This window comes from Methanobacterium petrolearium (assembly GCF_017873625.1).
GTDB lineage: Archaea > Methanobacteriota > Methanobacteria > Methanobacteriales > Methanobacteriaceae > Methanobacterium > Methanobacterium petrolearium.
The window spans coordinates 133036-158863 of the sequence record NZ_JAGGKL010000002.1 but is presented as its reverse complement, the minus strand read 5'-3'; the positions used below and the strand labels follow the sequence as shown (position 1 = coordinate 158863).

General features: G+C 39.1%; 20 protein-coding genes. 14 read left to right on the top strand and 6 right to left on the bottom strand.

Going from position 1 to position 25828, the window contains the following annotated elements; all coding sequences use genetic code 11:
- Positions 1-22: 22 nt before the first annotated feature.
- Positions 23-1114 (bottom strand): chorismate synthase, encoded by a 1092-nt coding sequence (gene aroC, locus J2743_RS02790; protein ID WP_209625034.1) that lies wholly within the window; start codon positions 1112-1114, stop codon positions 23-25.
- 151 nt (positions 1115-1265) lie between these two features.
- The gene (locus J2743_RS02785) at positions 1266-1778 is read right to left on the bottom strand and encodes a GNAT family N-acetyltransferase (RefSeq protein WP_209625033.1); all 513 of its coding nucleotides are present in this window, start codon (positions 1776-1778) and stop codon (positions 1266-1268) included.
- A gap of 73 nt (positions 1779-1851) precedes the next feature.
- Here J2743_RS02785 and J2743_RS02780 point away from each other — a divergent pair, with 73 nt between their 5' ends.
- From J2743_RS02780 to J2743_RS02740, 9 genes are all read left to right on the top strand, one after another.
- Positions 1852-2535 carry an endonuclease III domain-containing protein gene (locus J2743_RS02780; RefSeq protein WP_209625032.1) on the top strand — a complete coding sequence of 228 codons (684 nt, stop codon included), beginning with the start codon at positions 1852-1854 and terminating at the stop codon, positions 2533-2535.
- A gap of 121 nt (positions 2536-2656) precedes the next feature.
- Positions 2657-3640: a porphobilinogen synthase gene (hemB, locus tag J2743_RS02775; protein WP_209625031.1), complete on the top strand. Its 984-nt coding sequence runs from the start codon at positions 2657-2659 to the stop codon at positions 3638-3640.
- Between the two features lie 96 nt (positions 3641-3736).
- Positions 3737-4666 (top strand): triphosphoribosyl-dephospho-CoA synthase, encoded by a 930-nt coding sequence (locus J2743_RS02770; protein ID WP_209625030.1) that lies wholly within the window; start codon positions 3737-3739, stop codon positions 4664-4666.
- Between the two features lie 166 nt (positions 4667-4832).
- Positions 4833-6353, top strand: a complete 1521-nt coding sequence (gene pheS, locus J2743_RS02765) for a phenylalanine--tRNA ligase subunit alpha (protein ID WP_209625120.1) — start codon at positions 4833-4835, stop codon at positions 6351-6353.
- Between the two features lie 36 nt (positions 6354-6389).
- Entirely contained in the window at positions 6390-7055 is a 666-nt protein-coding gene (locus tag J2743_RS02760) for a molybdopterin-dependent oxidoreductase (protein ID WP_209625029.1), read from the top strand.
- A gap of 561 nt (positions 7056-7616) precedes the next feature.
- Positions 7617-8381, top strand: a complete 765-nt coding sequence (locus J2743_RS02755; protein WP_209625028.1) for a metallophosphoesterase — start codon at positions 7617-7619, stop codon at positions 8379-8381.
- A 110-nt stretch (positions 8382-8491) separates the two neighbouring features.
- Positions 8492-11071 carry an ATP-dependent helicase gene (locus J2743_RS02750; RefSeq protein ID WP_209625027.1) on the top strand — a complete coding sequence of 860 codons (2580 nt, stop codon included), beginning with the start codon at positions 8492-8494 and terminating at the stop codon, positions 11069-11071.
- A 227-nt stretch (positions 11072-11298) separates the two neighbouring features.
- Positions 11299-14352 (top strand): DUF11 domain-containing protein, encoded by a 3054-nt coding sequence (locus J2743_RS02745; protein ID WP_209625026.1) that lies wholly within the window; start codon positions 11299-11301, stop codon positions 14350-14352.
- 248 nt (positions 14353-14600) lie between these two features.
- A complete protein-coding gene (locus tag J2743_RS02740; protein ID WP_209625025.1) occupies positions 14601-15929 on the top strand; it encodes a glutamine synthetase family protein in 1329 nt (442 codons plus the stop codon).
- A 44-nt stretch (positions 15930-15973) separates the two neighbouring features.
- Here J2743_RS02740 and J2743_RS02735 read toward each other — a convergent pair whose 3' ends face one another.
- The 3 genes from J2743_RS02735 to J2743_RS02725 all read right to left on the bottom strand — a co-directional run bounded on the left by J2743_RS02735 (position 15974) and on the right by J2743_RS02725 (position 18414).
- Positions 15974-16741, bottom strand: coding sequence for a hypothetical protein (locus tag J2743_RS02735; RefSeq protein ID WP_209625024.1), 768 nt, complete (start codon positions 16739-16741; stop codon positions 15974-15976).
- 69 nt (positions 16742-16810) lie between these two features.
- Positions 16811-17800 carry an ATP phosphoribosyltransferase gene (gene hisG / locus J2743_RS02730; protein WP_209625023.1) on the bottom strand — a complete coding sequence of 330 codons (990 nt, stop codon included), beginning with the start codon at positions 17798-17800 and terminating at the stop codon, positions 16811-16813.
- A 221-nt stretch (positions 17801-18021) separates the two neighbouring features.
- Positions 18022-18414 (bottom strand): hypothetical protein, encoded by a 393-nt coding sequence (locus J2743_RS02725; RefSeq protein ID WP_209625022.1) that lies wholly within the window; start codon positions 18412-18414, stop codon positions 18022-18024.
- 224 nt (positions 18415-18638) lie between these two features.
- Here J2743_RS02725 and J2743_RS02720 point away from each other — a divergent pair, with 224 nt between their 5' ends.
- Entirely contained in the window at positions 18639-19970 is a 1332-nt protein-coding gene (locus J2743_RS02720; protein ID WP_209625021.1) for an ATP-binding protein, read from the top strand.
- Between the two features lie 222 nt (positions 19971-20192).
- On the opposite strand, the gene J2743_RS02715 is transcribed toward J2743_RS02720, so the two are convergent.
- Entirely contained in the window at positions 20193-20606 is a 414-nt protein-coding gene (locus tag J2743_RS02715; RefSeq protein WP_245247969.1) for a winged helix-turn-helix transcriptional regulator, read from the bottom strand.
- 658 nt (positions 20607-21264) lie between these two features.
- Between J2743_RS02715 and J2743_RS02710 the strand changes: the two genes are divergently transcribed.
- The 4 genes from J2743_RS02710 to J2743_RS02695 all read left to right on the top strand — a co-directional run bounded on the left by J2743_RS02710 (position 21265) and on the right by J2743_RS02695 (position 24957).
- Positions 21265-22017 (top strand): SDR family NAD(P)-dependent oxidoreductase, encoded by a 753-nt coding sequence (locus J2743_RS02710; protein ID WP_209625020.1) that lies wholly within the window; start codon positions 21265-21267, stop codon positions 22015-22017.
- A gap of 369 nt (positions 22018-22386) precedes the next feature.
- The gene (locus J2743_RS02705; RefSeq protein WP_209625019.1) at positions 22387-23139 is read left to right on the top strand and encodes an SDR family NAD(P)-dependent oxidoreductase; all 753 of its coding nucleotides are present in this window, start codon (positions 22387-22389) and stop codon (positions 23137-23139) included.
- A 76-nt stretch (positions 23140-23215) separates the two neighbouring features.
- Positions 23216-23881: an NADPH-dependent F420 reductase gene (npdG, locus tag J2743_RS02700; RefSeq protein ID WP_209625018.1), complete on the top strand. Its 666-nt coding sequence runs from the start codon at positions 23216-23218 to the stop codon at positions 23879-23881.
- A gap of 311 nt (positions 23882-24192) precedes the next feature.
- A complete protein-coding gene (locus J2743_RS02695; protein ID WP_209625118.1) occupies positions 24193-24957 on the top strand; it encodes an aspartate dehydrogenase in 765 nt (254 codons plus the stop codon).
- The last annotated feature ends 871 nt before the right edge of the window (positions 24958-25828 follow it).

The following is a 25828-nucleotide window of genomic DNA, read 5'->3' as shown; positions in this document are numbered from 1 at the left end:
AAAAATAAGTTATTTTTTGTAATTAGATATGTCTGGAGTTTATAAAACCAGATCTTAAGAGATGATCCACCAGAACCATTGCAACAGAAGCCTCGGCAACTGCAGTTATCCTAGGACAGATACAAGGATCATGACGACCTTTTATCTCAATCTCAGTTTCTTTCATGGTCTTGAGATCAACAGTTTTCTGAGTTATACTTATTGACGGAGTGGGTTTAACAGCAATACGTGCCACAATAGGCATTCCATTAGATATACCCCCCACTATACCACCACTGGTGTTAGTAGTGGTCTTTATCTTACCTTTTTCCAAGTAATATTCATCGTTAGTGGCACTGGCGGTTTTTTCAGCTAATTTGAATCCAAAACCTATTTCGACGCCCTTAACTGATCCAATACCCATTAACGCCCCTGCAATATCCGCATCCAATTTATCAAAAACCGGTTCGCCAATTCCAGCTGGAACATCGAAGGCAATGATTTCCACCACACCTCCTACTGAATCTCCTTTTTCCTTGGCTTCCAGGATCTTGTTTTCCATTAGTTTCGCTGCTTTCTGGTCAGCAGATCGCACTGAATTTTTACTGGCATATTCTTCAACACGACCGTATGCAACGTGTTTGGCCTTAACATCCCCTACCTGGGTTACGTGGGAAACTACTTTTATATTCAACTGGGCAATGAGCTTTTTGGCCACAGCTCCACCTATAACATGGCCAATGGTGGTTCTTCCACTACTTCTGCCACCACCACGGTAATCGTAACACCCGTACTTGGCAGTCCAAGTGTAATCCCCATGCCCGGGTCTGGGTTTATCACGGAACGGTTCATATGCAGATGAATCAGCATCTTTATTGTACACAACTGCAGCAATGGGGGTTCCATCAGTTTTTCCTTCAAATATCCCTGATAGAATTTCTACCTGATCTGTTTCCCCACGAGAAGTGGTAATTTTACTGGTGCCGGGTCTTCGACGGTTAAGTTCTACTTGTATATCCTCACGTGACAATTCCAGCCCTGCAGGACAACCATCAACTACTGCCCCTAGGGCTGTGCCGTGGCTGGACCCGAAGGTTGTAACCCTGAACAAATTTCCTGTAGTGTTTCCTGCCATGAATCCACTTCCTGTTAATTTATAGTATATATAACTATTGAGTAACTTTAGATAAATAGAATTAGGGTATGGTTTTCAATTCTTGATTTTCAGATTTTAATTGTTACTTCTATAAGATTTCTATAAATACTTCTATAAAATTTCTATAAATCTATTTAATCCTTGCATATAATGCCTGACCATATATCTTCCCGTTTTTAATAACACTTTTTTCCATGATACCCTCAAGTTTGAAACCATTTTTCTCAAGAACCTTTCTAGAGGGTGTATTATGTTCTAATGGTTTGGCAAATATTCTTTCCAGCCCCAATTCATTGAATCCATAAGTTACAATACCCTTAATCCCCGATGATGTGATGCCTTTACCCCAGTATTTTTCTCCTAACCAGTAACCGAGTTCTGCAGATATCCTTTCAATATCTTCTCCCAGTGTCAGACCTATTCCACCAACTGCTTCATTATTAACGATTATTGCAAGAAAGCAGTTTTTCTCTTCCTTAGAAGTAATCTCTAACCATTGTTCACCATCTTCCAATGTGTAAGGGTGGGGAAAGAGATCTCTCATGTTGATGGCTATGTGGTAATTGTTGGCATTTTCCACTAAACTTTCCAGATCCGAAGGATTCCACCTCCGCAAAACACACCTATCACATTTAATCCTCATTAATTCCACCATTTAACATTCTATCTATGACTTATTAATAATGTAAGATATAGTTTATCTGGGAGTTTACCAAATGAGTGAAGCACCAATATTAAAAATCTATGAAAAACTCTATGATCTTTACGGTCCTCAGGGCTGGTGGCCGTTAATGGACCTGGAATCAGAAAATCTGGCAAAAACTGGGGCCACCCATGGTTACCATCCCCTTAATTATGATCTTCCTGAAACTGAAAACCAGAGATATGAAATTATTCTAGGGGCAATCCTAACCCAGAACACTGCCTGGACTTCTGCAGAAAAGGCTCTCTGGAACCTTAAAAAGTTAGATGCCATCAGCCCAGAAAAACTTCTTAATCTTGATGAAGAGATATTAAAGGAAGCCGTGCGTCCTGCGGGTTTTTTAAATCAAAAATCAGCCTATCTAATCAATATTACAAATTTTTTCATATCTATTGATGGTAAAACTCCCAGTAGAAAAGAACTACTAAAAATTAAGGGTGTTGGGAATGAAACTGCAGATTCAATGCTTCTTTATGCTTATAAACAACCGGAATTCGTGGTGGATGCCTACACCAAAAGAATCTTCAGCCATCTGGGAGTGGTGGATGAAAAAATCAGTTACATGAAACTTAAAACATCCTTTGAAGAAAATCTACCTAAGGATGTGCCCCTTTACCAGGAATACCATGCACTTATTGTGGAGCATGCTAAAAGGTATTACCACAGGAAGCCTTTTAATGATATTATAAAGGTATAAAAGATTTTTCATAATATAAAGAATGAAATAATATATTTAGTATGGAAGAGAACAGATATAATGTTTAAAGATCCATCTTAGATTTGATATATAATGTTATTTATTGTATAATGGTGATTGAATGCAATTCCCCACTCGTCGCATGCGTAGACTAAGGAAAACCCCTCAGATAAGGAAAATTCTCCGTGAAACAAGTTTAAATTCTGAAGACTTTATATATCCTCTTTTCATCAAGGAAGAGCTTGAGGAAGGTGCAGGGGAACCTATTGACACCATGCCTGGCCAATATCGTTACAGTTTGGAAGATGCTGTGGATGAAGCAAAAAGACTGGAAAAAATCGGCCTTCAATCTGTTTTACTCTTTGGCATGCCTGAAGAGAAGGATGAAATGGGAAGTTCAGCCTATGATGATGACGGGATCGTTCAGCAAACTATAAGACGCCTAAAAAAGGAAACCGATCTGGTGGTAATCACCGATGTTTGCCTCTGCCAGTACACCACCCATGGACACTGCGGAATAGTGGAAAATGGTGAGATCTTAAATGATGAAAGTCTACAACTGTTGGCAAAAACTGCCCTGAGCCATGCTGAAGCAGGAGCAGATATAGTGGCACCCTCAGATATGATGGATGGGCGAGTAGGTGCCATCCGTAGAATGTTAGATGATGGTGGTTTCCAGAACACCCTGATCATGTCCTATTCAGCTAAGTATGCATCATCATTCTATGCCCCATTCAGGGACGCTGTTTGTTCAGAACCATCATTCGGAGATCGAAAAACCCACCAGATGAGTCCTTACAATGTTGAAGAAGCAATTCTTGAAACAGAACTGGATCTGGAAGAAGGTGCAGATATAGTAATGGTTAAACCAGCCCTTGCCTACCTTGATGTCATTTACCAGGTTAAAAATACGTTTAAAGTTCCCACAGCAGCTTACCAGGTAAGTGGGGAATATTCAATGCTTAAAGCAGGAATAGAAGCAGGATACCTTACTGAAGAATCCATCTACGAATCCCTGTTATCCATTAAAAGGGCAGGTGCCGATCTTATAATCTCTCATTTTGCCCCAGACTTCTTAGAAGGAAGTATCAATCAAGAATGCTGATTTAATCCAACAGAAAGATTAACTAGAAATACTAAGGATTATAATGTCAATGATTATCAACATTATGCCCACCATCATCAACAGTGAGGTGAAATTTTGGACCCTGTTTTTGTAGGCAAATGTGCCCAGATAGCATCGGTACTGGAAGTCAGTGGTCATCCAAAACCAGGGAATGTTCACCGGACACAGAACTTCTCTGACATGGTCTTCGAGGATTTCCTTCTCAGTGGAATAGCCATTGGAAAAACCATGGAACAAACCGCCAAAAAAGGTTATGATTTGAGAAAAACTCCGGACAAATGGAGTAGTATAGGTTTGGGTAATCTTATCCAGGAGGCAGTGACCGAAACAGACCGTTGGGTGGCTAACAACACGAATTTAGGAATTGTGATGTTGTTGACTCCTATCTGTGCTGCTGCCGGTGCAGTTGAGAGTTTTAATGATTTGAGAGACACGATGCATAAGATGATGATGTCTACCACCCCCCAAGATGCAGTGCACCTTTATCAGGCCATTAACATTGCTGATGCTGGGGGTATGGGTCAACAGGAAGAACTGGATGTTTCAAGTGACAGTTCAATGGAAAAGCTCTTAGATGATGACATTAACATGTTCAGTGTCCTGGAAATGTCATCTGCATGGGATCGTCTTTCCTATGAACTCACCAACCAGATGCCTGTAACTTTTGAAATTGGGTTTCCATTATTTGCAAAAATTCAATCAGAATATGGTATTAACCAGGCCACGGTGCAAACTTTCCTCACCATTCTCTCCAAAATTCCCGATACTCTCATAAGCCGTAAATACGGGGAAGAAAAGGCAAAAGATGTGTTAAAAGAAGCAGAATCCATATTGGAAGAAGGTGGAATATTGACTGATAAGGGTCAGCAGCTTCTGAAGAAATTCGACCAGTATCTAATAGATAATGGTTTAAATCCTGGAACTACTGCTGATTTTACTGCTTCATCCATAATGGTTGCCTATCTGGACAGTTATGATGATTATAACAATAAATTATCCGAGTAGATTTTAAAAAAAACAGATTAATACTGATATTATTATAATATGCAATATCAACAATTATTCAATAATATACATTCAATAAAATTTTATTATAATTAGTTAAATACCATTAGATATCCAATAAAATGTAATTTGAGGTTTAAAAGTGATAACAAAGATCATCAATCAAATGCACCTCTACGAGAAAAAGGTGTTAAAAGCCATTGGAGAGGCAGGGGGAGAAGTACTGCCTGACGATGTGGCCCAATCACAGAGTTTAGACATAAAACAGGTTATGAGTGCCGCTGGGGCGCTGGAATCCAAAGGAATTATTGAAGTGGAAAAGGATGTGGATGAATTCCTCAGCCTGGGGCCCTCAGGTGCAGACTATGCTCAGGAAGGTTTACCTGAGCGGAAGATACTGGAAGCTCTTCATGAAGAAAACACCATTCACATGAAAGATCTCTCCAGTAAATCAGGAATTGAAACTTCAGAAGTAAAAATAGCCATAGGTTGGCTTCTTAAGAAGGGTTGGGCTCTCTTGGATAAAGGTAATGTCACCATCACCCCTGAAGGTGAAAAAGCTCTTGAAAAACCTGGAATAGATGAAATACTTCTTAAAACCATTATGGACTCCGGGAAAATGTTAACCCTCAATGGTTTATCATCATCCCTTAAAGAAGGATTCCAATTACTTAAAAAAAGGAAAGGCCTGGTTAATTTAAACAAAAGTTCAAATTACACCTTCAGAGTAACATCTAAAGGTCAGAAAATACTGGATCATGGCTTTGAAATTAAAGAAGAAGCCACCCAACTAACCCATGACCAGCTGAAAACTGGTACATGGAAAAACCTCCATTACCGTGGTTACGATATTACCGCAGAACATCCCCTTGTTTTCCCCGGTAAAATGCACCCACTGCAGCGAACAATTCAGGAAATACGTCGCATATTTTTGAATTTGGGTTTCACTGAATCCCGGGGCACTATACTGGAATCTGCCTTCTGGAATTTTGACTGCCTCTTCCAACCCCAAGACCATGCAGCAAGGGAGATGCAGGATACTTTTTATGTTAAATCACCTCAAAACACCCAGTTACCCCCTGATGACCTGGTGGAAAAGGTTTCTCAGGCACATGAAGATGGAGGGCATACTGGTAGTGAAGGCTGGGGTTATCAGTGGGATAAAGAGGTAGCCCGCCAGTCCGTACTTAGAACCCACACCACCTGTGTATCTGCACGTTTCCTGGCTGAGAACAAACCACCCCTAAAGATGTTCTCTGTAGGAAGGGTTTTCCGCAGGGAAACCATCACCTACAAACACCTTCCAGAGTTCCATCAGGTGGAAGGTATTGTAGCTGCTGAAGATATTAACTTCAAAAACCTTTTAGGTATCTTAAAGGAATTCTACCACCAGTTAGGCTTCGAAGTCCGCTTCCGACCAGCATACTTCCCCTACACTTACCTATCTACTGAGTGTGAGATCTACCTGCCAGAGAAGGAAAGCTGGATAGAACTGGGTGGATCTGGAATGTTCCGTCCTGAAGTACTGGAGCCACTGGGAGTGGAGACCCCGGTAGCTGCCTTTGGACTGGGAATTGAACGCCTGGCCATGATACGTCTGGGAATCAAGGATATCAGAATGCTGTACCAGAGTGATCTGGGCTGGTTGCGTAATTTACCTGTGACACAACTCTACAGTGAAAAATAAAATCATACTGGCTTAAGAAAAATTCGAGGGGATGGAATGAATAAACAATTCATTGCCGTGGCAGCAATAGCTTTTATAATGCTCCTAGCTACTGCAATCAGTCTGGGCTTTCTCCAACCCTCAACAATACCCCTTGATTCTGTAGAAATAACAGAATATCAGGGGGAAAAACTCTCTTCTGTAAATGATTTCCGTGAAAACTCCATTAAAGGAACCCAAAATGTGAATATTTCTAATTATACCCTTGAAGTTACAGGTTTAGTTGAAAATCCTAAAAATTTCACCTATGATGAGGTGAAGAGTTTCCAAAATTACCAGAAAGTGGTTAAACTTGACTGTGTGGAAGGATGGAGTGTGAATATATTATGGCAGGGTGTCCTGGTTAAAGATATAGTGAAGGAAGTTCAACCATCACCTCAAGCTAATACCATTATATTTTATGCGGTTGATGGTTATTCCACCTCTTTCCCCCTGGAATATATTGAAAAAAACCAGATCATGATGGCTTATAAAATGAACAATGTCACATTGCCTCCAGAACGAGGCTACCCATTTCAACTGGTTGCTGAGAGTAAATGGGGATACAAATGGATTAAATGGATAAACCGGATTGAGCTTTCTGATAACCCCAATTATCAGGGATACTGGGAAAGTAGAGGATATTCTAACCTGGGAAATCTTAATGAAAGTTTTTTGAATTAATTTATGATTTAAATTTAATTTATTAAAATTCATGAAAACAAATTCATAACTGATAATAACCACACAAGGACCAAAAATGGACCGAAAAACCACCAAAAAGACCATTCATATCATTCTACTAATTTTGATATTTATTGTCATTATTTCAGGACTGGGGATAAGTTATTATCAAACAATAGAAGTTATTACTGGCAGTTTGTTAGATAAAACACTCTCATTCCAGATTCACTCCCTCATATTTTTACCATTTCTATTTGTGCTCCTGATTCATCTGTTTTTCTCATGGTTGTGGCCTAAAAAAAGAATTAAATCATGATGTGTTAAGTAAATGATGAATTTTCGAAAATTCACATCCAATAAAAACATTTATAAACAAATTTTCCTAATGGTTATAATTACTATTAAATTGACGAATTTGATTTAATAACTTATCAATCTTACCCAGTTACATGTGGATTAATATCAACAATCCTAACAATTTTTACTTATTAACCCTATTCAAACAAGTTTCAATCTAGGAAAAGAATTGAAATATTTTTTTCTAAACATTTGAGGAAAACTATGAATTACACTAATATCTACGGTGCTAAAATACTGGATTTAGCGCTGGAAGTCGAAGATTATCTGGTGATATCAGATCTTCACCTGGGATATGAGGAAGCCCTCAACTATCAAGGGATAATGGTGCCCAAATTCCAGTATCCTAAAATCCTGAAACGAACAGAAGACATCCATTTGCGCAGTGATTGTTCGCGTATTATCATTAATGGAGATTTAAAACATGAATTCGGCAAAATAAGTCGCCAGGAATGGAAAGAAACCATTAAATTCATTGATTATCTTAAAGAAAGATTTCAGGAAATAATCCTCATAAAAGGTAACCATGACCCACTGACGCCAATTATCGCCGAAAAAACAGGTTTAGATGTGCATCCTCAGTTTTCAACCGGCAATTTCATGGTGATGCATGGTGATAAAATTCCAAAAAAATCCGATGAGATTGAAGAACAAACCATTGTTATAGGGCATGAACATCCCTCTGTTGGAATCAGAAGTGGTGAAAGAATGGAAAAAGTCAAATGTTTCCTGGCCGGAGATTTTCGTGACAAAAAAATGATTGTAATGCCCTCATTTAACTTCATCACCGAAGGATCAGATGTTCTTCATGAAAAACCTCTTTCACCATTCCTGAAAGAATCTAATCATGGAGATTTGGATGTTTTTGGGGTTGAAAACTTTGAAACATTTTATTTTGGGAAAATAAATCATCTTTTAAGGGTTCAACAGGAACCATACCATTATGATCCTCATTTCATTGAATTTTAATAGAAATCCGTGACAAAAATCTAAGTTGAAAAAAATCTAAGTTGAAAAAAGTATATAGTTAAAAAGAGATTTAAGTTAAAAAGAAATCTAAAAACGCTAATTAAGATAAAATGATAACTCGACAGGAAAAAAAGTATTCAGATAATGATATCTACAAAATTTTACATCCCTGGGCCAGGGAATGGTTCCAGGGAAAGTTTGAAACATTTTCTGAGGCACAACGTCAGTCAATTGTGGATATACACCAGGGAAAAAATGTCCTGGTATCCTCCCCCACTGGTTCTGGTAAAACCCTCACTGCTTTTCTATCCATAATCAGTGAACTTACCCGCCTGGCAGACCAGGAGATACTGGAGGATCGTGTTTACTGCCTCTACATATCTCCTCTTAAAGCCCTGGATAATGATATTGAGAAGAACCTGGAGGAACCGTTATCTGAAATTGAGAAGATTGCGGGTAAAAATTTGAATATACGTAAAGCTGTACGGACTGGTGATACCAGCCAGTATGAAAGGTCCAAAATGCTTAAAAATCCTCCCCACATCTTAATTACCACTCCAGAATCGTTGTCCATTCTTTTATGTGCCCCTAAGTTCCGGGAAAAACTTGCAAAAATACGTTACGTTATTGTGGATGAAATTCATTCTCTGGCTGAGAACAAACGAGGTGTGCACCTCAGTTTAAGTCTGGAACGGTTAGAACATTTGACGGGTGGTTTCGTCCGTATCGGACTTAGTGCCACTGTACATCCTTTAGAGAGGATGGCAGAGTTTTTAGTAGGGTATAACCATAGTCGACCGCGTGAATGTTTGATTGTGGATGTAAATTACCTCAAACAACTGGACATGGAAGTTATCTGCCCGGTTAAAGACATCATAGCCACAGATCCTGATGAAACCAACAAGGCAATGTATAAAATGTTACATGAACTGATCCAGGAACATAAGACCACCCTTATTTTCACCAACACTCGTAGTGGAACAGAAAGTGTTGTTTTCAATCTCAAAAAGAGGTATCCTGACAGTTACCATGACCAGAACATAATGGCCCATCATTCCAGCCTTTCCCGGGAGTTAAGACTGGAAGCTGAAAATAGATTAAAGGAAGGGAAACTGAAGGTAGTGGTATCCTCAACCAGCCTGGAGTTAGGGATTGATATTGGATATATAGATCTGGTAATACTGGTATCCAGTCCTAAATCAGTTTCCAGAGCTCTTCAAAGGATTGGCCGCAGCGGTCATCAACTTCATGAAAAATCAAAGGGTAGGATGATGGTTGTTGACAGGGATGACCTGGTGGAATGTTCACTCATTCTTAAAAACGCCCTGGAAGGGAAGATCGATGAAATACACATCCCAGAAAATTGTCTGGATGTATTATCCCAGCAAATCTATGGAATGGCAATTGAACAACGCTGGGACCTGGATGAAGCCCTTCAACTTATCCGCAGAAGTTATCCCTACCGTGAACTTACTAAAGATGATTACAAGAGTGTTCTAAGTTATCTTGCAGGTGAATACACCCGTCTGGAAGACCGTTATGTTTATGCCAAGATCTGGGTTGATTGGGATGAAAACCGGATGGGTAAAAGGGGAAAACTGGCACGTATGCTTTACTCAACGAATATTGGAACCATTCCTGACCGTAGTGCTGCAGTGGTGAAATGTGGAGGAGAAATTGTTGGCCGTATTGAAGAGGACTTCATGGAGAAACTCCGTAAAGGAGACAGTTTCGTCCTGGGTGGCCGTATTTATCGGTTCAACTATGCAAGGGGGATGAGTGTTAATGTAAGTCCTGCTTCAGGACCCCCTACCATTCCTTCCTGGTTCTCTGAACAGCTCCCCCTATCCTTTGATCTGGCCATGGAAATCCAAAAATTCCGTGGTATCCTTGAATGGGAGTTTAAAAAGGGTAGAAGTAAGGAGGAAATCATTGAATTTATCCATGATTACCTTTATTTGGACTTTAATGCTGCTCACTCCATTTACCAGTACTTCCGGGAACAATATCTGTATGCCGTTGTTCCTAACCTTAAAACTCTCCTGGTGGAATATTACACTGGATTTGGAGGGCGTAAATTCGTGGTTTTCCATACACTATTCGGTCGGAGAGTTAACGATGCCCTTAGCCGTGCCGTGGCCTATGTAATAGCCAGAAGATACCGACACGATGTGATGATCTCCATATCTGATAATGGATTTTACCTATCCAGTGAGGGCAAAATAGGAGGTTTGGAAGCATTCCAGGAGCTTACAACCGAAAACCTGGAAGAATATCTTAAAGAAGCCATTGACCGGACAGAAACACTTGCCGGACGTTTCAGGCACTGTGCTGGACGATCCCTCATGATTTTAAGGCGTTATAAAGGCCAGGAAAAATCTGTGGGCCGTCAGCAAGTTAAGGGTAAGATTCTGCTAAAATTCGTCAAGGAACTGGATCCTAACTTCTCCATCCTCAAGGAAGCCCGCAGAGAGGTAATGGAAGACTTCATGGATGTTAAAAATGCTAAAAAAGTTCTAAAATTACTTGAAACTGGTAAAATGGATATTAAACGTATTGACACTAAAATTCCATCCCCATTCGCATTTAACCTTGTTTCCCAGGGTTATCTTGATGTGTTGAAGTATGAAGAACGGATTGAGTTCATCCGCAGGATGCATCAAGCTATTATTAAGGAGATTGGCGGCTAAAAGATTCCCTTTTTTTTCTCTTACAGGTCATTTAATTATTAACAGATCAATTTAAAATACTGATGAATAAATTTTTTCCAACGGTTGATTTGGTTTTTTCATCTTTAATTTGTTTTTAGATAGATTTATTAGTTACTAACAACAAAACAGGTCCGACGACTAAAAATTTATCAGGCATAAAGGGGGTGAAAAAAATTCGAAAACTAATAATTTTTCTTGGTTTTTTGATGCTTGCTATTCTAACATGTAATACAGTTTCTGCAACGAACCATACAGTTAATCCTGGGGATAATATTCAAGATGTGGTTGATGGTGCAAGTGATGGTGATAATATCACAGTTAACACTGGTACTTATAACGAGAATGTTAATGTTACCAAGAATCTCACTATTAAAGCCAATGGATCAGTAACCATCAATGCTGGCAGCACGGGTTCCTGTTTCCATATTTACTCAGGAGGTAGTGGTTCTACCATTCAAGGTTTTATCCTATCCGGTGCCACACAATCTTCAAGTGCAGGTGTTTATTTAGGTACAGATGCTAACAATTGTATTATTCTTCATAACACCATGCTAAACAACTGGGCGGGAATGTGGATATGGTCAAGTTATAACCAGATATATGACAACAACATATCTGATAATTATAATCACGGAATCCGTCTGGTATCTAATTCAAAATATAACAATATTTACAGCAACATCATCAAAAATAACAATTTAAATGACGCTTCTAACGGAGGAGGAATTACTTCCACAACTGCACCTGACGAAAACAATAATCTTTATCTGAATCAGATAGTAGGAAATCATATACTTCAGATAGATTGGAACCCATCAACCATACTATATGCAAATAATAATTGGTGGGGAACTAATACTGGTCCAAGTGGAGTAGAGGGAATCGTTATCTACACAAACTGGTTAGTGTTGGGCATCACTGCAGATCCTTATTCAATAAATAATGGCCAGACCTCCACAATTACCGCAGATCTTAACCATAACTTCAACGGAACAAGCTATAGCGATATTTCATCTTTAGGCCATGTTAAGGATGGAATCCAAATAAACTTCATCTTCACGGGCTCTCCACTGGGAACACTTAACATGAACCCAGCATATACTTTAAATGGGAACGCATCCACAATTTTCACTGCAAACAGTGCGGGAACATCCCATCTTAATGCAACTCTGGATTCAGCTAATGTACATACTACTTCAAATACTGCACAGACTCCTTGTGATATTGTGATCGCATCGGCAACTGCACATGTGACCCTGACCAAAACCGCAACTACGACAACACCCAATTATTGGGATCTGGTAACCTTCCTCATAACCGCACACAACAACGGACCCAACGATGCAGAAGGAGTACAAGTCACAGACATATTACCAGCCGGAATAACCTACGTTGACAGTACATCATCCGGAACCACCATTTACAACCCAACAACAGGCATATGGAACATAGGAACCCTAACCAATGGAGGAACAGACGCTAACCTCAACATCACAGTCAACATAACCACCACCGGAACCATCACCAACTGGGCAAACGTAACCGCACAAACAACCCCCGACTATCAAACTTTCAACACAACCAACTTAACACTCAACACACCTGAAGCAGCTGTAATTGAAATGACCAAAGAATTCAGAGCCACTCTCGACGGACCAGCCATCACCACAGCAAACTACCTAGACACGATCTACACCATATTTACCTATGAAAACAAAGGACCTGATGCCACTACTGTACAGGTAATTGACACTCCATCTGGATTCAACCTTGGAGATGAATACTGGATAGGTTACAATCCTGATACCACAACCTGGTTCCATGTCAACTCTAAATTCACCAATGCATATACCTTCATTAGTCCTGGAGACAAAATATGGATAGGCTTAATTGGCACTGTCAATCAGACTGGACTCATCAACAACACAGCCAACGTAACCAAACAAGACACCTACCACCCCGGACCACTAGCCAGTGCCACCGCACAAATAAATGTACCCGATGCAGCAGTAATTGAAATGACCAAAGAATTCAGAGCCACTCTCGACGGACCAGCCATCACCACAGCAAACTACCTAGACACAATCTACGCCATAGTCACATGCGAAAACAAAGGACCCAACGCAACCACTATATGTGTAAAAGACAATCCGTCTGGATTTACCATAGGAAATGAATATTGGGTAGGCTTCAGTCCGGACACCACAACATGGCACCATTACAACACTCCATTCTCACAGCAGTATATCGGGTTTGGTCAAGGTAGAAAAGTATGGATAGGTATTATTGGTACAGTCACTCAAACCGGACTCATCAACAATACAGCCAACGTAACTGAACAAGACATCTACCACCCCGGACCACTAGCCAGTGCCACCGCACAGATAACAGTTCCTGACGCTGCACATGTGACCCTGACCAAAACCGCAACTACGACAACACCCAATTATTGGGATCTGGTAACCTTCCTCATAACCGCACACAACAACGGACCCTCCAATGCAGAAGGAGTACAAGTCACAGACATACTACCATCCGGATTAACCTACATTACACACACAGCATCCGGAACCACCACATACAACCCAACAACAGGCATATGGAACATAGGAACCCTAACCAATGGAGGAACAGACGCTAACCTCAACATCACAGTCAACATAACCACCACCGGAACCATCACCAACTGGGCAAACGTAACCGCACAAACAACCCCCGACTATCAAACTTTCAACACAACCAACTTAACACTCAACACACCCGATGCTGCTGCTTTAGAGTTAACCAAATCCGTGAACAATAATCGTCCTAAAGTTCATGACACAATTCTGTATACCTTGATTGTGCAGAATCATGGCCCCAATGCAGCTACATCTGTGAAAGTAACTGAAGTACTGCCTCTGACTGGTCTGAAATTTGTGGGTGTGGATTCTGTGGACTATGGAAACTATGACAATGGAGTGTGGAATATTCCAAATTTACCAGCTGATACCGTAGCTCATCTGGTTTTAAGATTCACTGTGGAAAGTTCAGGCGCCATTGAAAACAAAGCTACCCTTACATCACTGACATGGGACCCTGAACTGTATCCTCACACCAGTAACGTGACTATTATCCCCCAGAATTCTAGTAAAACAAGTGTTAACGCTCAGAACGTCCAAAAAACCGTTGGTATGCAAAAAACAGGAATGCCGTTTGCGGCCTTATTATTGGCAGTATTTATGGTATTTGCCGGACTGATACTACCTAAACGTAGTTGAGAATTATCCCCCATTTCATTTTTTTGGGGTTTTTTAACTCATTTTTTAGGAGATATTATTATGTTGGAATTTTTTCACTAAATAGATGGAAAAATATTTAGATGAGAAAATATTTCTCCATATGAAAATTATTTTAAAAAAATGATTTAAAAACCATATTTGAATGACATATTATTTTTAGGCATGTTTTTCATTATCTAAAAATTTAATATATGATGATAAATAATAATCTAATCAAAGGTGACCTCATGAATGAAATAAAAAACATGGATAACTCTAAAACCCAGTTCATACGCGTATTATGGTGTGATAACGCTAATATCATCCGAGCTAAGGCAGTTCATGTTGATGCTATAAAAGATAACAATGTTTCAGTAGGTATCTCCCGCGGCCAGCAGGGGGTTCCAGGTGTATACGATGGTGTGGTTGCAGGATCCGGGCTGGATCCTGTGGGAGAAATAACATTAAAAGGGGACATGTCCACTTTAACCATTATACCCTATGCACCGGGCCATGCCAGGGTTATGGGAGATATGACTAAAAATGGAAAGGTTTGGGAGAATTGTCCGCGTGGATTCCTGAAAAAAATGATTTCTGATACTCTTGAGGAGGGTTTGGAAGTTAAAGCTGCCTTTGAAAATGAATTTTACCTTTTGAAAAAGGATGGGGAGTTTAATCCTTACATCTCCTCAGATTCAACACCATTTGCCTCAACCTATTCCATGGACATTAATTATGAGGTGATTGGGGATATGGTAAAATCATTAATTTCCCAGGATGTGGGTGTTGAACAGTACTATCCTGAGTCTGGTCCGGGTCAGCATGAAATAACCGTGAACTATGCGGATGCATTAAAAGCTGCTGATAACCAGATTATATTTAGAGAAACAGTTAGGGCAGTTGCACATAAACACGAATTGCAGGCATCTTTTTTACCTAAGATATTTCCAGATACTGCGGGAAGTGGATGTCATATTCATTTAAGTCTTTGGAAAAATGGTAAAAACGTTTTACAGGATTCTGAAAATGATTACAGTCTTTCAGGAACGGCTCAACAGTTCATTGCCGGAATTTTAAATCATTTGCCTTCATTGATGGCCATTACCACACCCATACCCAGATCTTATCGGAGGATACAACCCCAAAAGTGGGTTGGGGCCTTTAATTCATGGGGTTTAAATAATCGTGAGGCTGCTATAAGAGTTATCCGAGAAGAGGATAGTGCAATTAAGCATTTTGAATTTAAAACAGTTGATGCATCATCCAATCCCTACCTGGCACTTGGTGCTGTTATTGCAGCAGGGTTAGATGGTATCAAAAAAATGATGGAATTGCCTGAACCTGTCATGAATGATCCTGCCACTTTAACACCAGCAGAAAGGGATAAAATTGCAATAAAACCACTTCCTACCACCCTAGAAGAAGCTCTTAACAATTTAAAAGAAGATGAGGTTCTCATGGATGCTTTGGGAATTGAACTTTCCCAGGCATATATTGCAGTTAAAGAAGAAGAATTGTCATTGATTGAAAAGTTAGATCCGAAAAAAGAGATAGAACTGTTAGCTGATAAATATTAAACAGTTTTTTTTGCTTTTGATCTTTTTTATATGGATTAAATGGATTATATTGAAAATTCCGGTTCTTCTGAAACTGATGTTATTAGTTTGTGTGCATCTTCAATTTCTTGGGGTTTACCATTAACAAGGAGCCATATGGAACCTTCTGCCCCGGCAACTCCACCTGCAGCTACCATCTGGACAGTAACACCAGTTAAACTGGAAATAGCTTCGATTTCTGTAAAAACTTCGCCCAAAACCGGTAGTAGGCGAGGGCCCTGTGCACCGGGAGAATTTATTTTCAGTGCCAGTTCATCCAAATCCGTGTTAACTCTTTTTTCCAGACCCACCGGCAGGATAAGGCGGGTTCGCCGACCGACAACTGCTTCAAGTGATGCCAGAATGGTTCCACCTTGCGGATGGCCAATGTAAATAGCTGCCTTTCTTTTATTAACATCAAGGGCATTGGCACCTTTAAAAATGATGTCTCCCTCTTTGAGATCATCAACCACGTCAAATATAGTTAAACCTTTCTTCCATTTGCCATTAACTATGACCACGTCCCCAGGAAACCCAGTTTCATCAGGTAGGCGTCCATCTTCGGTTCGTGGTTGTGATGGTGGGAGTACAACACCCCGGAAGAATCTTTTCCTAGAAAATCCTTCTACTTGACCCAGATGTGATAGGATCTCCTCAGCCACATAACCATTGGTTGTTCCTGCAATAATGACAAGGGTCCCTGATTTAAAGATTTCTTTAACAGGCTCATAATTGGCTAAGGCCTTGGCTATTAATCTTTTACCCATTGCAGGTGTGATTAAGAATTGTTCCATGGAAAACACCATCTTTACATAATTTACCAATTTTTATATCAAGAACTCCCTTGAAAAATTATTATGACCTTATTTCACATACTGTTTAACATTTTCTCGGACAATTGCTGAAGCTCCGAAGCTTTTGATTCCTTTTAACATTTCTGGAAATTTATTTTTTGGAATGAGAACATTAACCTGGGAGAATGTGTTTCCCTTTACTGTGGTGGGCTCATCAGAACAGTACTCATTGGAGTGTAAGAAGTCTTTAACTTCATCCATGCGGTGGTTGGCTATGTTGAACTTAACATCAAAGTATTTTCTGGCTTCGATGGCTCCGAATAATTGTTCGAATATTATTTTTGCTTTTTCTGCCTTTTCTGGTGTGCAACTGGGCCCGGCATATAACCCTGCACTGGATTCCATTATGGTTTCCAGGATTTTCAATCCTGCTTTTTTAAGGCTGCTTCCAGTTTGGGTGTTGTCAACCACCAGATCTGCTCCTTTGGCTATGTACACCTCTGTAGCACCATCTGAATTGATAACCTGAACCATTTCATTGTCCCCATCCCAGAGACCTCGAACCTGAACCAGGGGTTTTTTATCACCGAAAATTTCCTGATAACCTTCATTTTCCATGAAAAACTGGCGGGTCAGGTTAGGGTATTCTGTGAAGCATAGTATGGGGTTGTTTCTGTCTTTGTTTAGTCTGAAGAACTCGGTTAATGATTCATAAGGGTCATCGTTGGGTACGGCTACAATGAGCCTGGTCTGGCCATAATCAAGGTCGCCTACCTTTTGGATTAATTCTTCATCTAAATTCACGGATTCTTCCCTCACCCAGTCTTCTCCTATTATTGCCAGATCCAGTATTTGTCTGTTGAGTTCCACTGGGGCACTCTGTGGTCTGGTGAGGAATCCTTTTATTTCAGGGTCATTTAGTATGGTTATTTCATTTTCTTCTTTACCAGGTTCGTATCCTCGAACCTCGTACCCTGCGTCAACGAATAATTGGTAAGTATTCCCTCGGTTTACATTGTTTAAACTCCCTTTTGGGAGACCTAGTACAATTTTATCCATTTTAATTACTCCAATTTAGCCATATGTCATGTGATAACGTTTTAAACTTGGTTAATCATATTTTGAACTTGTTTATAGTTTGTCAAATACAATTTAATATAACTATTCTCTTACTTTTTTAGGTAGATTCCCTATCAAATGATGGTGACACAATTAATTTGTTAATAAAAACTGTTGAGCCACTATGTTGTGTTGCCTAAAAACAACTTGAAAGGGAGGTATTAAAATTTAAACCCATAATTAGTTAAATCAGCAGAGTAGTTGGTTAAGTTGTAGGTTGCCATGAACTTATCATATCCCATGGTGTAGATCATTATCATGCCACCGATCCATAGAACCAGCCCAATTATCAAAAAGGCGATTCCCCAGTACTTTGCATTTTTTTCCTTCCTAGTTACCAGGTAGAGGCCAGAGACCACTGCTAATGGGGGAAAGAATATTATTCCAATAAGTCCCAGTAGTTTTGCGGACATGTATGATTTTTTGATTTCAGGCTCATTATTTACATTATTTTCCTGAATGTCATTTTTTGAGTTTTCATTTATGGGATTACCACAATTTATGCATCGGTCACCATTTTCTGGATATTCAACCCCACATTTTGGACATCGCACATTATTCACCTAATAATAGGTACATCCCATAACATTTAAATTTGATGTGCAGCTTTTCTCTCTTAATGTTATGTGGATGATTACCAAAAAGAGAGGTATATTAATCTTAAAAGAATATAATAAATAGCCCAGAATTGTTAAAAAAATAAAAAATGTAGCTTGAAATTGTAAACAAAATAAATAAAGTAGCCGAAATTGGATTATTAAGTAATTGGAGATTTAAGATGAATTTTTCCAGAGTTCTAGAAGAAGGTGAAGGAACCACAGTAGAATTTATGCAATCTATGGAAGAAAAGGGATTTAAAACAGTATCTGCATTTTCCAACACTGATGGAGGTAGTTTGTTTTGTGGTGTATCTGATAGCGGGGATGTTGTTGGTTTTGGATGTGGTGAAGATTTAATCCAGATAATCACCAGTAAAATAACTGATAAAATGGGAATTCAACCTTCGGTTTCCGGTTTCAATTGGGAAGGAAAGACTATTTTGAGGATAGAAGTTGCTAAAAGTCCCAATCCCATCTCTTACCATGGAAAATATTATAAGAGGGTGGGGAGCACTACCACCAGAATATCAAAGGATGAATTAGGAGATTTCTTTTCAAGGGGAAGTAACTGGGATGGTCTGACCAATGATTACAACATGGATGAGATTGATGAGGAATCTGTTCGCAGATTCATTAGAAAAGCTGTGGGTAAAGGCAGGCTGATTGCCGATGAAACCGAGGACGTGCCTGAAATATTAGGTAAGATGAACCTTCTGGTTAAGGGTAAACTCACCAATGCCGCTGTAATTCTTTTCGGTAAGGATCCGCAGAAATATTTCACCAATGCACTGGTTAGGGTGCTAAAATTCACCAATGATATCAGTGTTTCCGACAGACGAATTACCGGTAATTTATTCCATCAAGTAGAAGAAGCTGAAGAAGCCATTAAAAATTCTTTGAACGTGAAATTTGAGATAAAAGGTAAATTAACTCGTGATGAGATTTGGGATTATCCTCTTGAAGCCATACGTGAAGCTCTTATAAATTCCATAGTTCACCGGGATTATTTCAAGTACGGGATTCAGACCCAGATCAAGATTTTTGATGACAAGATCTGGTTTTTTAACCCTGGAGAACTGTTTGGTGGGATGACCATTGAAAAACTCCAGGATCCCCATCCATCTTCTACCCGAAATCCATTAATTGCCGAGGTGTTTTTCAAGGCAGGGCTGGTTGAAGTTCATGGATCAGGTATACGTCAGATGATGAAATCTTTAAAAGACGCAGGTCTCCCTGAACCTGATTTTCAAGAAGAATTTGCCGGTTTTTCTGTATACATGATGAAAAATGTGTATGATAGAGAATATTTAGAAACACTGGGCCTTAATCGTAGCCAGATACAGGCAGTGTTTTATATGAAAGAACATGGCTCTTTAGCCATGTCAGATTTTGCACGTATCTCCCCTGGAATAAATGAAAGAACCCTCAGACGCTATTTGGCTGATTTAGTGGATAAAAAACTCATTATAGCTATTGGAGAGAAAAAAGGAAGAAGATATGAACTTTCATGATATGGAACATGTGCCATATAACGGACATATAACGGACATATCGGACAGATACAGTTTTTTTAAAGCAGGGGTCTTCAAATTATGAAAACCTTTTCATTGAACATAGATTTAGAATAAGTAAAAAGAAGCTATTGTGATCTTAATTCTTGTTTTTCCAAACAAGTCTTAATGTAAGCTTAGATAACCCCCTGCTGAAAGAATATTGTTCTTATAATAAACCATTTATACGCTGGGATAATCCTTATAATATTTGTATTTATCCTTTATGAATGCTTCTCTAAGGAAATCAACATCAGACATTCCATCTTCTTTGAAATAGGTAACATATTCCTTTGACCAATCACTTAAAGCGTATAAAACAGGGATTAATTTTTCGCCAATTTCTGTTAAGGAATATTCTACTCTAACAGGGACTTCGCCATATACATCTCTTTGTATTAACCCATTATGTTCCAACTCTTGAAGTTGTTTGGTGAGCATGCTTCTTGAAGTATGCCTTAAAAAGTTATGTAACTCCTTAAATCGTTTTTTACCTTTACTTAAAGACCACAAAATAAAAATTGTCCATTTACCACTAATTAAATTTTGTCCTAATACTAAAGCAGACATGTCATACTCATACTGCAAATCTTCCATGATATCCCTTTTGATAATATTTTGTTACATAGAACATTTCACCCAATGGTAATTCCTGTTATACTCCCCAAAGGACTTATAAACAGGACAATAAACATCATCAGACCACCTTATGCTCTGAGAACATTTGAAACCATTCATATTTCGGAATAAACAACTCACAAGTTAAGTTTCGACCCTTCATGCATCCTTTATACACGATTTGGTTTACACAATCAACTACATAAATCTTTGCACACCATATGGAATATAAGTGTTATTAATGATTATTCGCTCATTATTATTAAATAACCATTGAAATCAATATCATATGTAATTATGTAGTATGAGATTTTAGTCCTTTGTTCTATTTTTAGTCCTTTGTACTATTTTTAGGGATTTGTACTATTTTTAGTCATTTGTTGTAATTTTAGGGATTTGTTGTAATTTTAGTCCTTTGTTGTAATTTTAGGGACTTGTACTGAATAATCAACTTATTTGTTTATAAATTATTAATCCATATTAATGAATACCCTTGGAAATAATTCTAAAGAAAAAATAGAGACATTTAACATAGTTATTTATATTATATGAGTTAGAAGCAGCAACATTCTGCTTAATATACTATTTAAATAATGTTAGATTTGTTGAAAGGGGAAAAGGAGTAGAAGGTAAAAAAATGAGTTGTGAAAAATTGGATGGAAAAGTTGCCATCATAACTGGTGCAACATCAGGAATCGGGAGGGCAACTACGGAATTATTTGCAGAAGAAGGAGCAAAAGTTGTTTTTGGGGCAAGACGTGAAGAAATGGGTAAACAATTTGAAGAAGATCTAAAGAAAAAAGGATTTGACGCCAAATTTGTCCGAACCGATGTTGCTAAGGAAGAAGATCTCAAAAATCTTGTGCAAACAACATTGGATACCTATGGACAAATCGATATTTTATATAACAATGCAGGTATTTCACGCCCACCAATTCCCTGTCATGAGATGGACATGGAAAAGGATTACGATTTTTTGTTTGATGTGAATCTTAGAAGTTATTTTGTCTTAACTAAACTAGTAATCCCCCATATGCTTAAAAACGGTAAAGGTTCCGTAGTAAACACGGCTTCAGTTGCAGCAGAAATTGGAGTTCCAATGTGTTCTACATATGCTGCGGTAAAAGGTGGGATAAAACAGATGACAAAATCTTTAGCAGCAGAATATGCAACCCAGGGAATTAGATTCAATTCTGTTTTCCCAGGGACGGTCCAGACTGATCTACTTCCTGAAGGCGATGCCATTAAAGAAATAATTTCAACTATTCCTATGAAAAGACTCGGCACAGTTGATGAAATCGCACAAGGAGTGTTATTCCTTGCAAGTGATGATGCATCATACTGCACCGGCACGATGCTGGTGATTGATGGAGGACTTACCGCCGTGTGATAGATATTCTTCTATTTTTCCTTTTTTGAGGTTTTATTATAAAATCTGCATTTTATTTTTTTAAAATTCTAATTTTTATGTGGTTAACTGATAACCACTAACTTATGCAACATACGAATTCAGGTCTCTGTTCTTTTTTTAGGCCTTTGATCTTTTTTTAGGTCATTGTACTGAATAATTAACTTACTTGTTTATAAATTATTAATCCATATTAATGAATACCCTTGGAAATAATTCTAAAGAAAAAATAGAGGGATCTAACATAGTTATTTATATTATATAAGTTCGAAGCAGCAACATTCTGCTTAATACTAATATTATAATAATGTTAGGTTTGTTGAAAGGGGAAAAGGAGTAGAAGGTAAAAAAATGAGTTGTGAAAAATTGGATGGAAAAGTTGCCATCATAACTGGTGCAACATCAGGAATCGGGAGGGCAACTACTGAATTATTTGCAGAAGAAGGAGCAAAAGTTGTTTTTGGGGCAAGACGTGAAGAAATGGGTAAACAATTTGAAGAAGATCTAAAGAAAAAAGGATTTGACGCCAAATTTGTCCGAACCGATGTTACTGATGAAGAAGATCTCAAAAATCTTGTGCAAACAACACTGGATACCTATGGACAAATCGATATTTTATTCAACAACGCAGGCATTACTCAAAAACCATGTTATTGTCATGAAATGGACATGGAGAGGGATCTTGATTACTTGTTTGATGTGGATATTAAAAGCCATTTTGTCTTAAATAAAATAGTAATCCCTCACATGCTGAAAAATGGTAAAGGTTCCATAATAAGTATGGCTTCAGTTGCAGCAGAAATTGGAACTCCACTGTTTTCCGGATACCATGCAGCAAAAGGTGCGGTAAAACAGATGACAAAGGCTCTAGCAGCAGAATATGCAACCCAGGGAATTAGATTCAATGCAGTTCTCCCGGGGATGACCCAGACAGAAATAATTCCCGACGATGGATCTGTTGAAGAAGTGATTTCTACTATTCCTATGCAAAGACTAGCTAAACCTAGGGAAATCTCACAAGGTGTGCTGTTCCTTGCAAGTGATGATGCATCATACTGCACTGGCACGATGTTGCTGATTGATGGGGGACTTACAGTAGTGTAATGAGTAGGATATAATTACACCCTTTTTTATTTAACTGTTATTTCTTAACAAAATTACATTAAGGAGGTTTTAATAGATGAAAGTTGCAATTATTGGTGGAACAGGTGGACAAGGACTGGGAATAGCCGTACGTTTTGTGCAGGCTGGAGAAGATGTTATAATAGGTTCAAGAACCATGAAAAAAGCTAAAGCAGCTGTTGACAAATTGAAAGATCTTTTGGGCGATGTAAATAATGTTAAAGCTGCTGAAAATGCTGATGCTGCCAAAGAAGCTGAACTGCTGGTTTTAACCGTACCTTTAGCCGCTCAAAAATCCACACTACTCTCCATTAAAGAAGGATCAAAAGGTAAAATATTATTAGACGCTACCGGACCCCTAGAATCCGCTATAGGTGGTTCACCCATAACCTACCTGGACCTCTGGGACGGGGCAGCAGCCGAAAGATCAGCCAAAATCTTAAAAGACACCTACGTAGTATGTGCCTTTAACAACATCAGTTCTGCAGCCTTAATGAACTTTAAAGAACCAATTGACTGTGACTGCCTTATCTCTGGTGACGATGTTGATTCAAAAGCTGTTGCTACCGAATTAATTGAAAAAATTCCTGGAGTCAATGTCATCGATTGTGGACCACTGGAAAGAGCAAAGATCATTGAAAAAATAACCCCACTTCTAATTGGTTTAAACATAAGGAACAAAACCCAATTTGGAGGAATAAGAATCACTGGTCTGGGCAAATAAAATTTAGATTGAATCCCTTAAAATAGGATGTGTGTTAAATAGTGTAGGGCATCTCTCATTTTTCGCTCCTCACCTCTTGATGCCCTAACTATACCTCAAAAATGTGTTAAACAACACAAGAAGCATAGTTGAAATGAATGAGGAGATTTCGCGAAAATCAGTTCTCCCTGGGTTGTATTGAAATGAATGAAATTGAATTGCAGGAATATATAAAAAATCTATTAGAAACAGAAGAAGACGTACATGGAAGATCTAATCATAATGATATATCTAATTCTAACAACTCTGTTATTCATGATGTAAATGGTAATATGAAGGTAGGGATCTTAGGGTGCGGGGCTATAACAAACATTATAACAGATTTTGCTTTAAAAGAAGACTTGGATGTTGATCTAAGATGCTTTTATGATCAGGACTTGAAGAAAGCAGAAAGTATGGCATCTAAAGTAGGGGGAACTGCCACATCCAGTGTAGAAGACATGTTGGATCAGGTGGATTTGGTAGTTGAAGCAGCATCTCCTCAGGCAGTGGTAGAACTTGCTCCTAAAATCCTTGAAGAAGGTAAAGATATTGTTGTTATGAGTGTGGGCACCCTATTGGATTCGGAACTTAAAAATCGGCTGGAAGAAATAGCTTTAATAACTAATTCCAGGATATACACCCCTTCAGGTGCTATTGTTGGTTTAGATGGTCTTAAAGCAGCTTCAATGGGCGAAATCAGCAAAGTGAGTCTGGTTACCCGGAAATCACCGGAATCACTGGGAATTTCGGTAAATAAAGAAACAATATTGTATGAGGGTAAGGCTAGTGCTGCTGTGCGTAAGTTCCCTATGAATATGAATGTGGCTGGGGTTTTAAGTATTGCTTGTGGTAAAGAGGCACATGTGAAGATCATAGCCGACCCCACAGTTGAACATAATATCCATGAGGTTCGTGTAACTGGCGATTTTGGTGAGTTTAAAACCACCACCAAAAACAGAAATTGCACAACCAACCCAAAAACAAGCATTTTAGCGGCTTATTCTGTCATTAAACTTCTCAAAAGTTTGAACGACGCCGCAAAGATTGGAACTTAATTCTGATTCATTGAATTAATTCAATATATTGGATAACCTAACCGACATTATGTGGATGGTAACTATTTCTGAAAATTGATGATTGGGTATACTTCGTATACTGTGTAATATAACGATACGACCGGACTAAGCATCATGAAAAATCGTGCCCCAGGCGTCTGGAGTTTATCTACCATGGGACTGACCCACACCACCGCGCCAAGGCCGCTAGGCCAGCGCGCTAAAGGTGCATAGGTCGTGAATCAAGGGTAGTAAGCTCCCATACCGCCGGGTCGATTTTTCAGATGCCAAACCATCACCCGTTTCGTTATATACATCAGTATAACGACGTAGTCTGCTTGGGCAGCAATTTTCCTAACTCATCCGGCAGATACACCACCGCACCAAGGCCGCTAGGCCAGCGCGCTAAGGTCAACCCGGCCCCAAGGTAGGAAAATTGCAAGGCAAAGAAAGACACAATTCAAAACGAAAATCTGCCGTACGGAGTCCTGATTACAGCTCTTTTTTTACTTAAATAAATCTGGATAGCGCTCGTGGGTAAGCTTCGCCAGGAAAATCAAGGCTGGCCAGGCCATCATAAAACAGATTCAACCGGCAGCGATTTTTCTACCCCACCGCCCCCGACCACCGCGCCAAGGCCCGAAGGGCCAGCGCGCCAAGGTCCACCGGCATTAAGGTAGGAAAATTGTAAAGCCCCAATAATTTGTTTTTTGTTAGGCATCTGCCGTGCACCACATTTTTACTGGTGAATGGGTCCCTCGATAGGCTCCTCTATTCATATTATAACACCCAAGAACGACAACGAACTCAACGAGCCATACGAGAAGTTACAATAGCAATAACGATGACAAAGACTCCAGGCGGCTCTCCA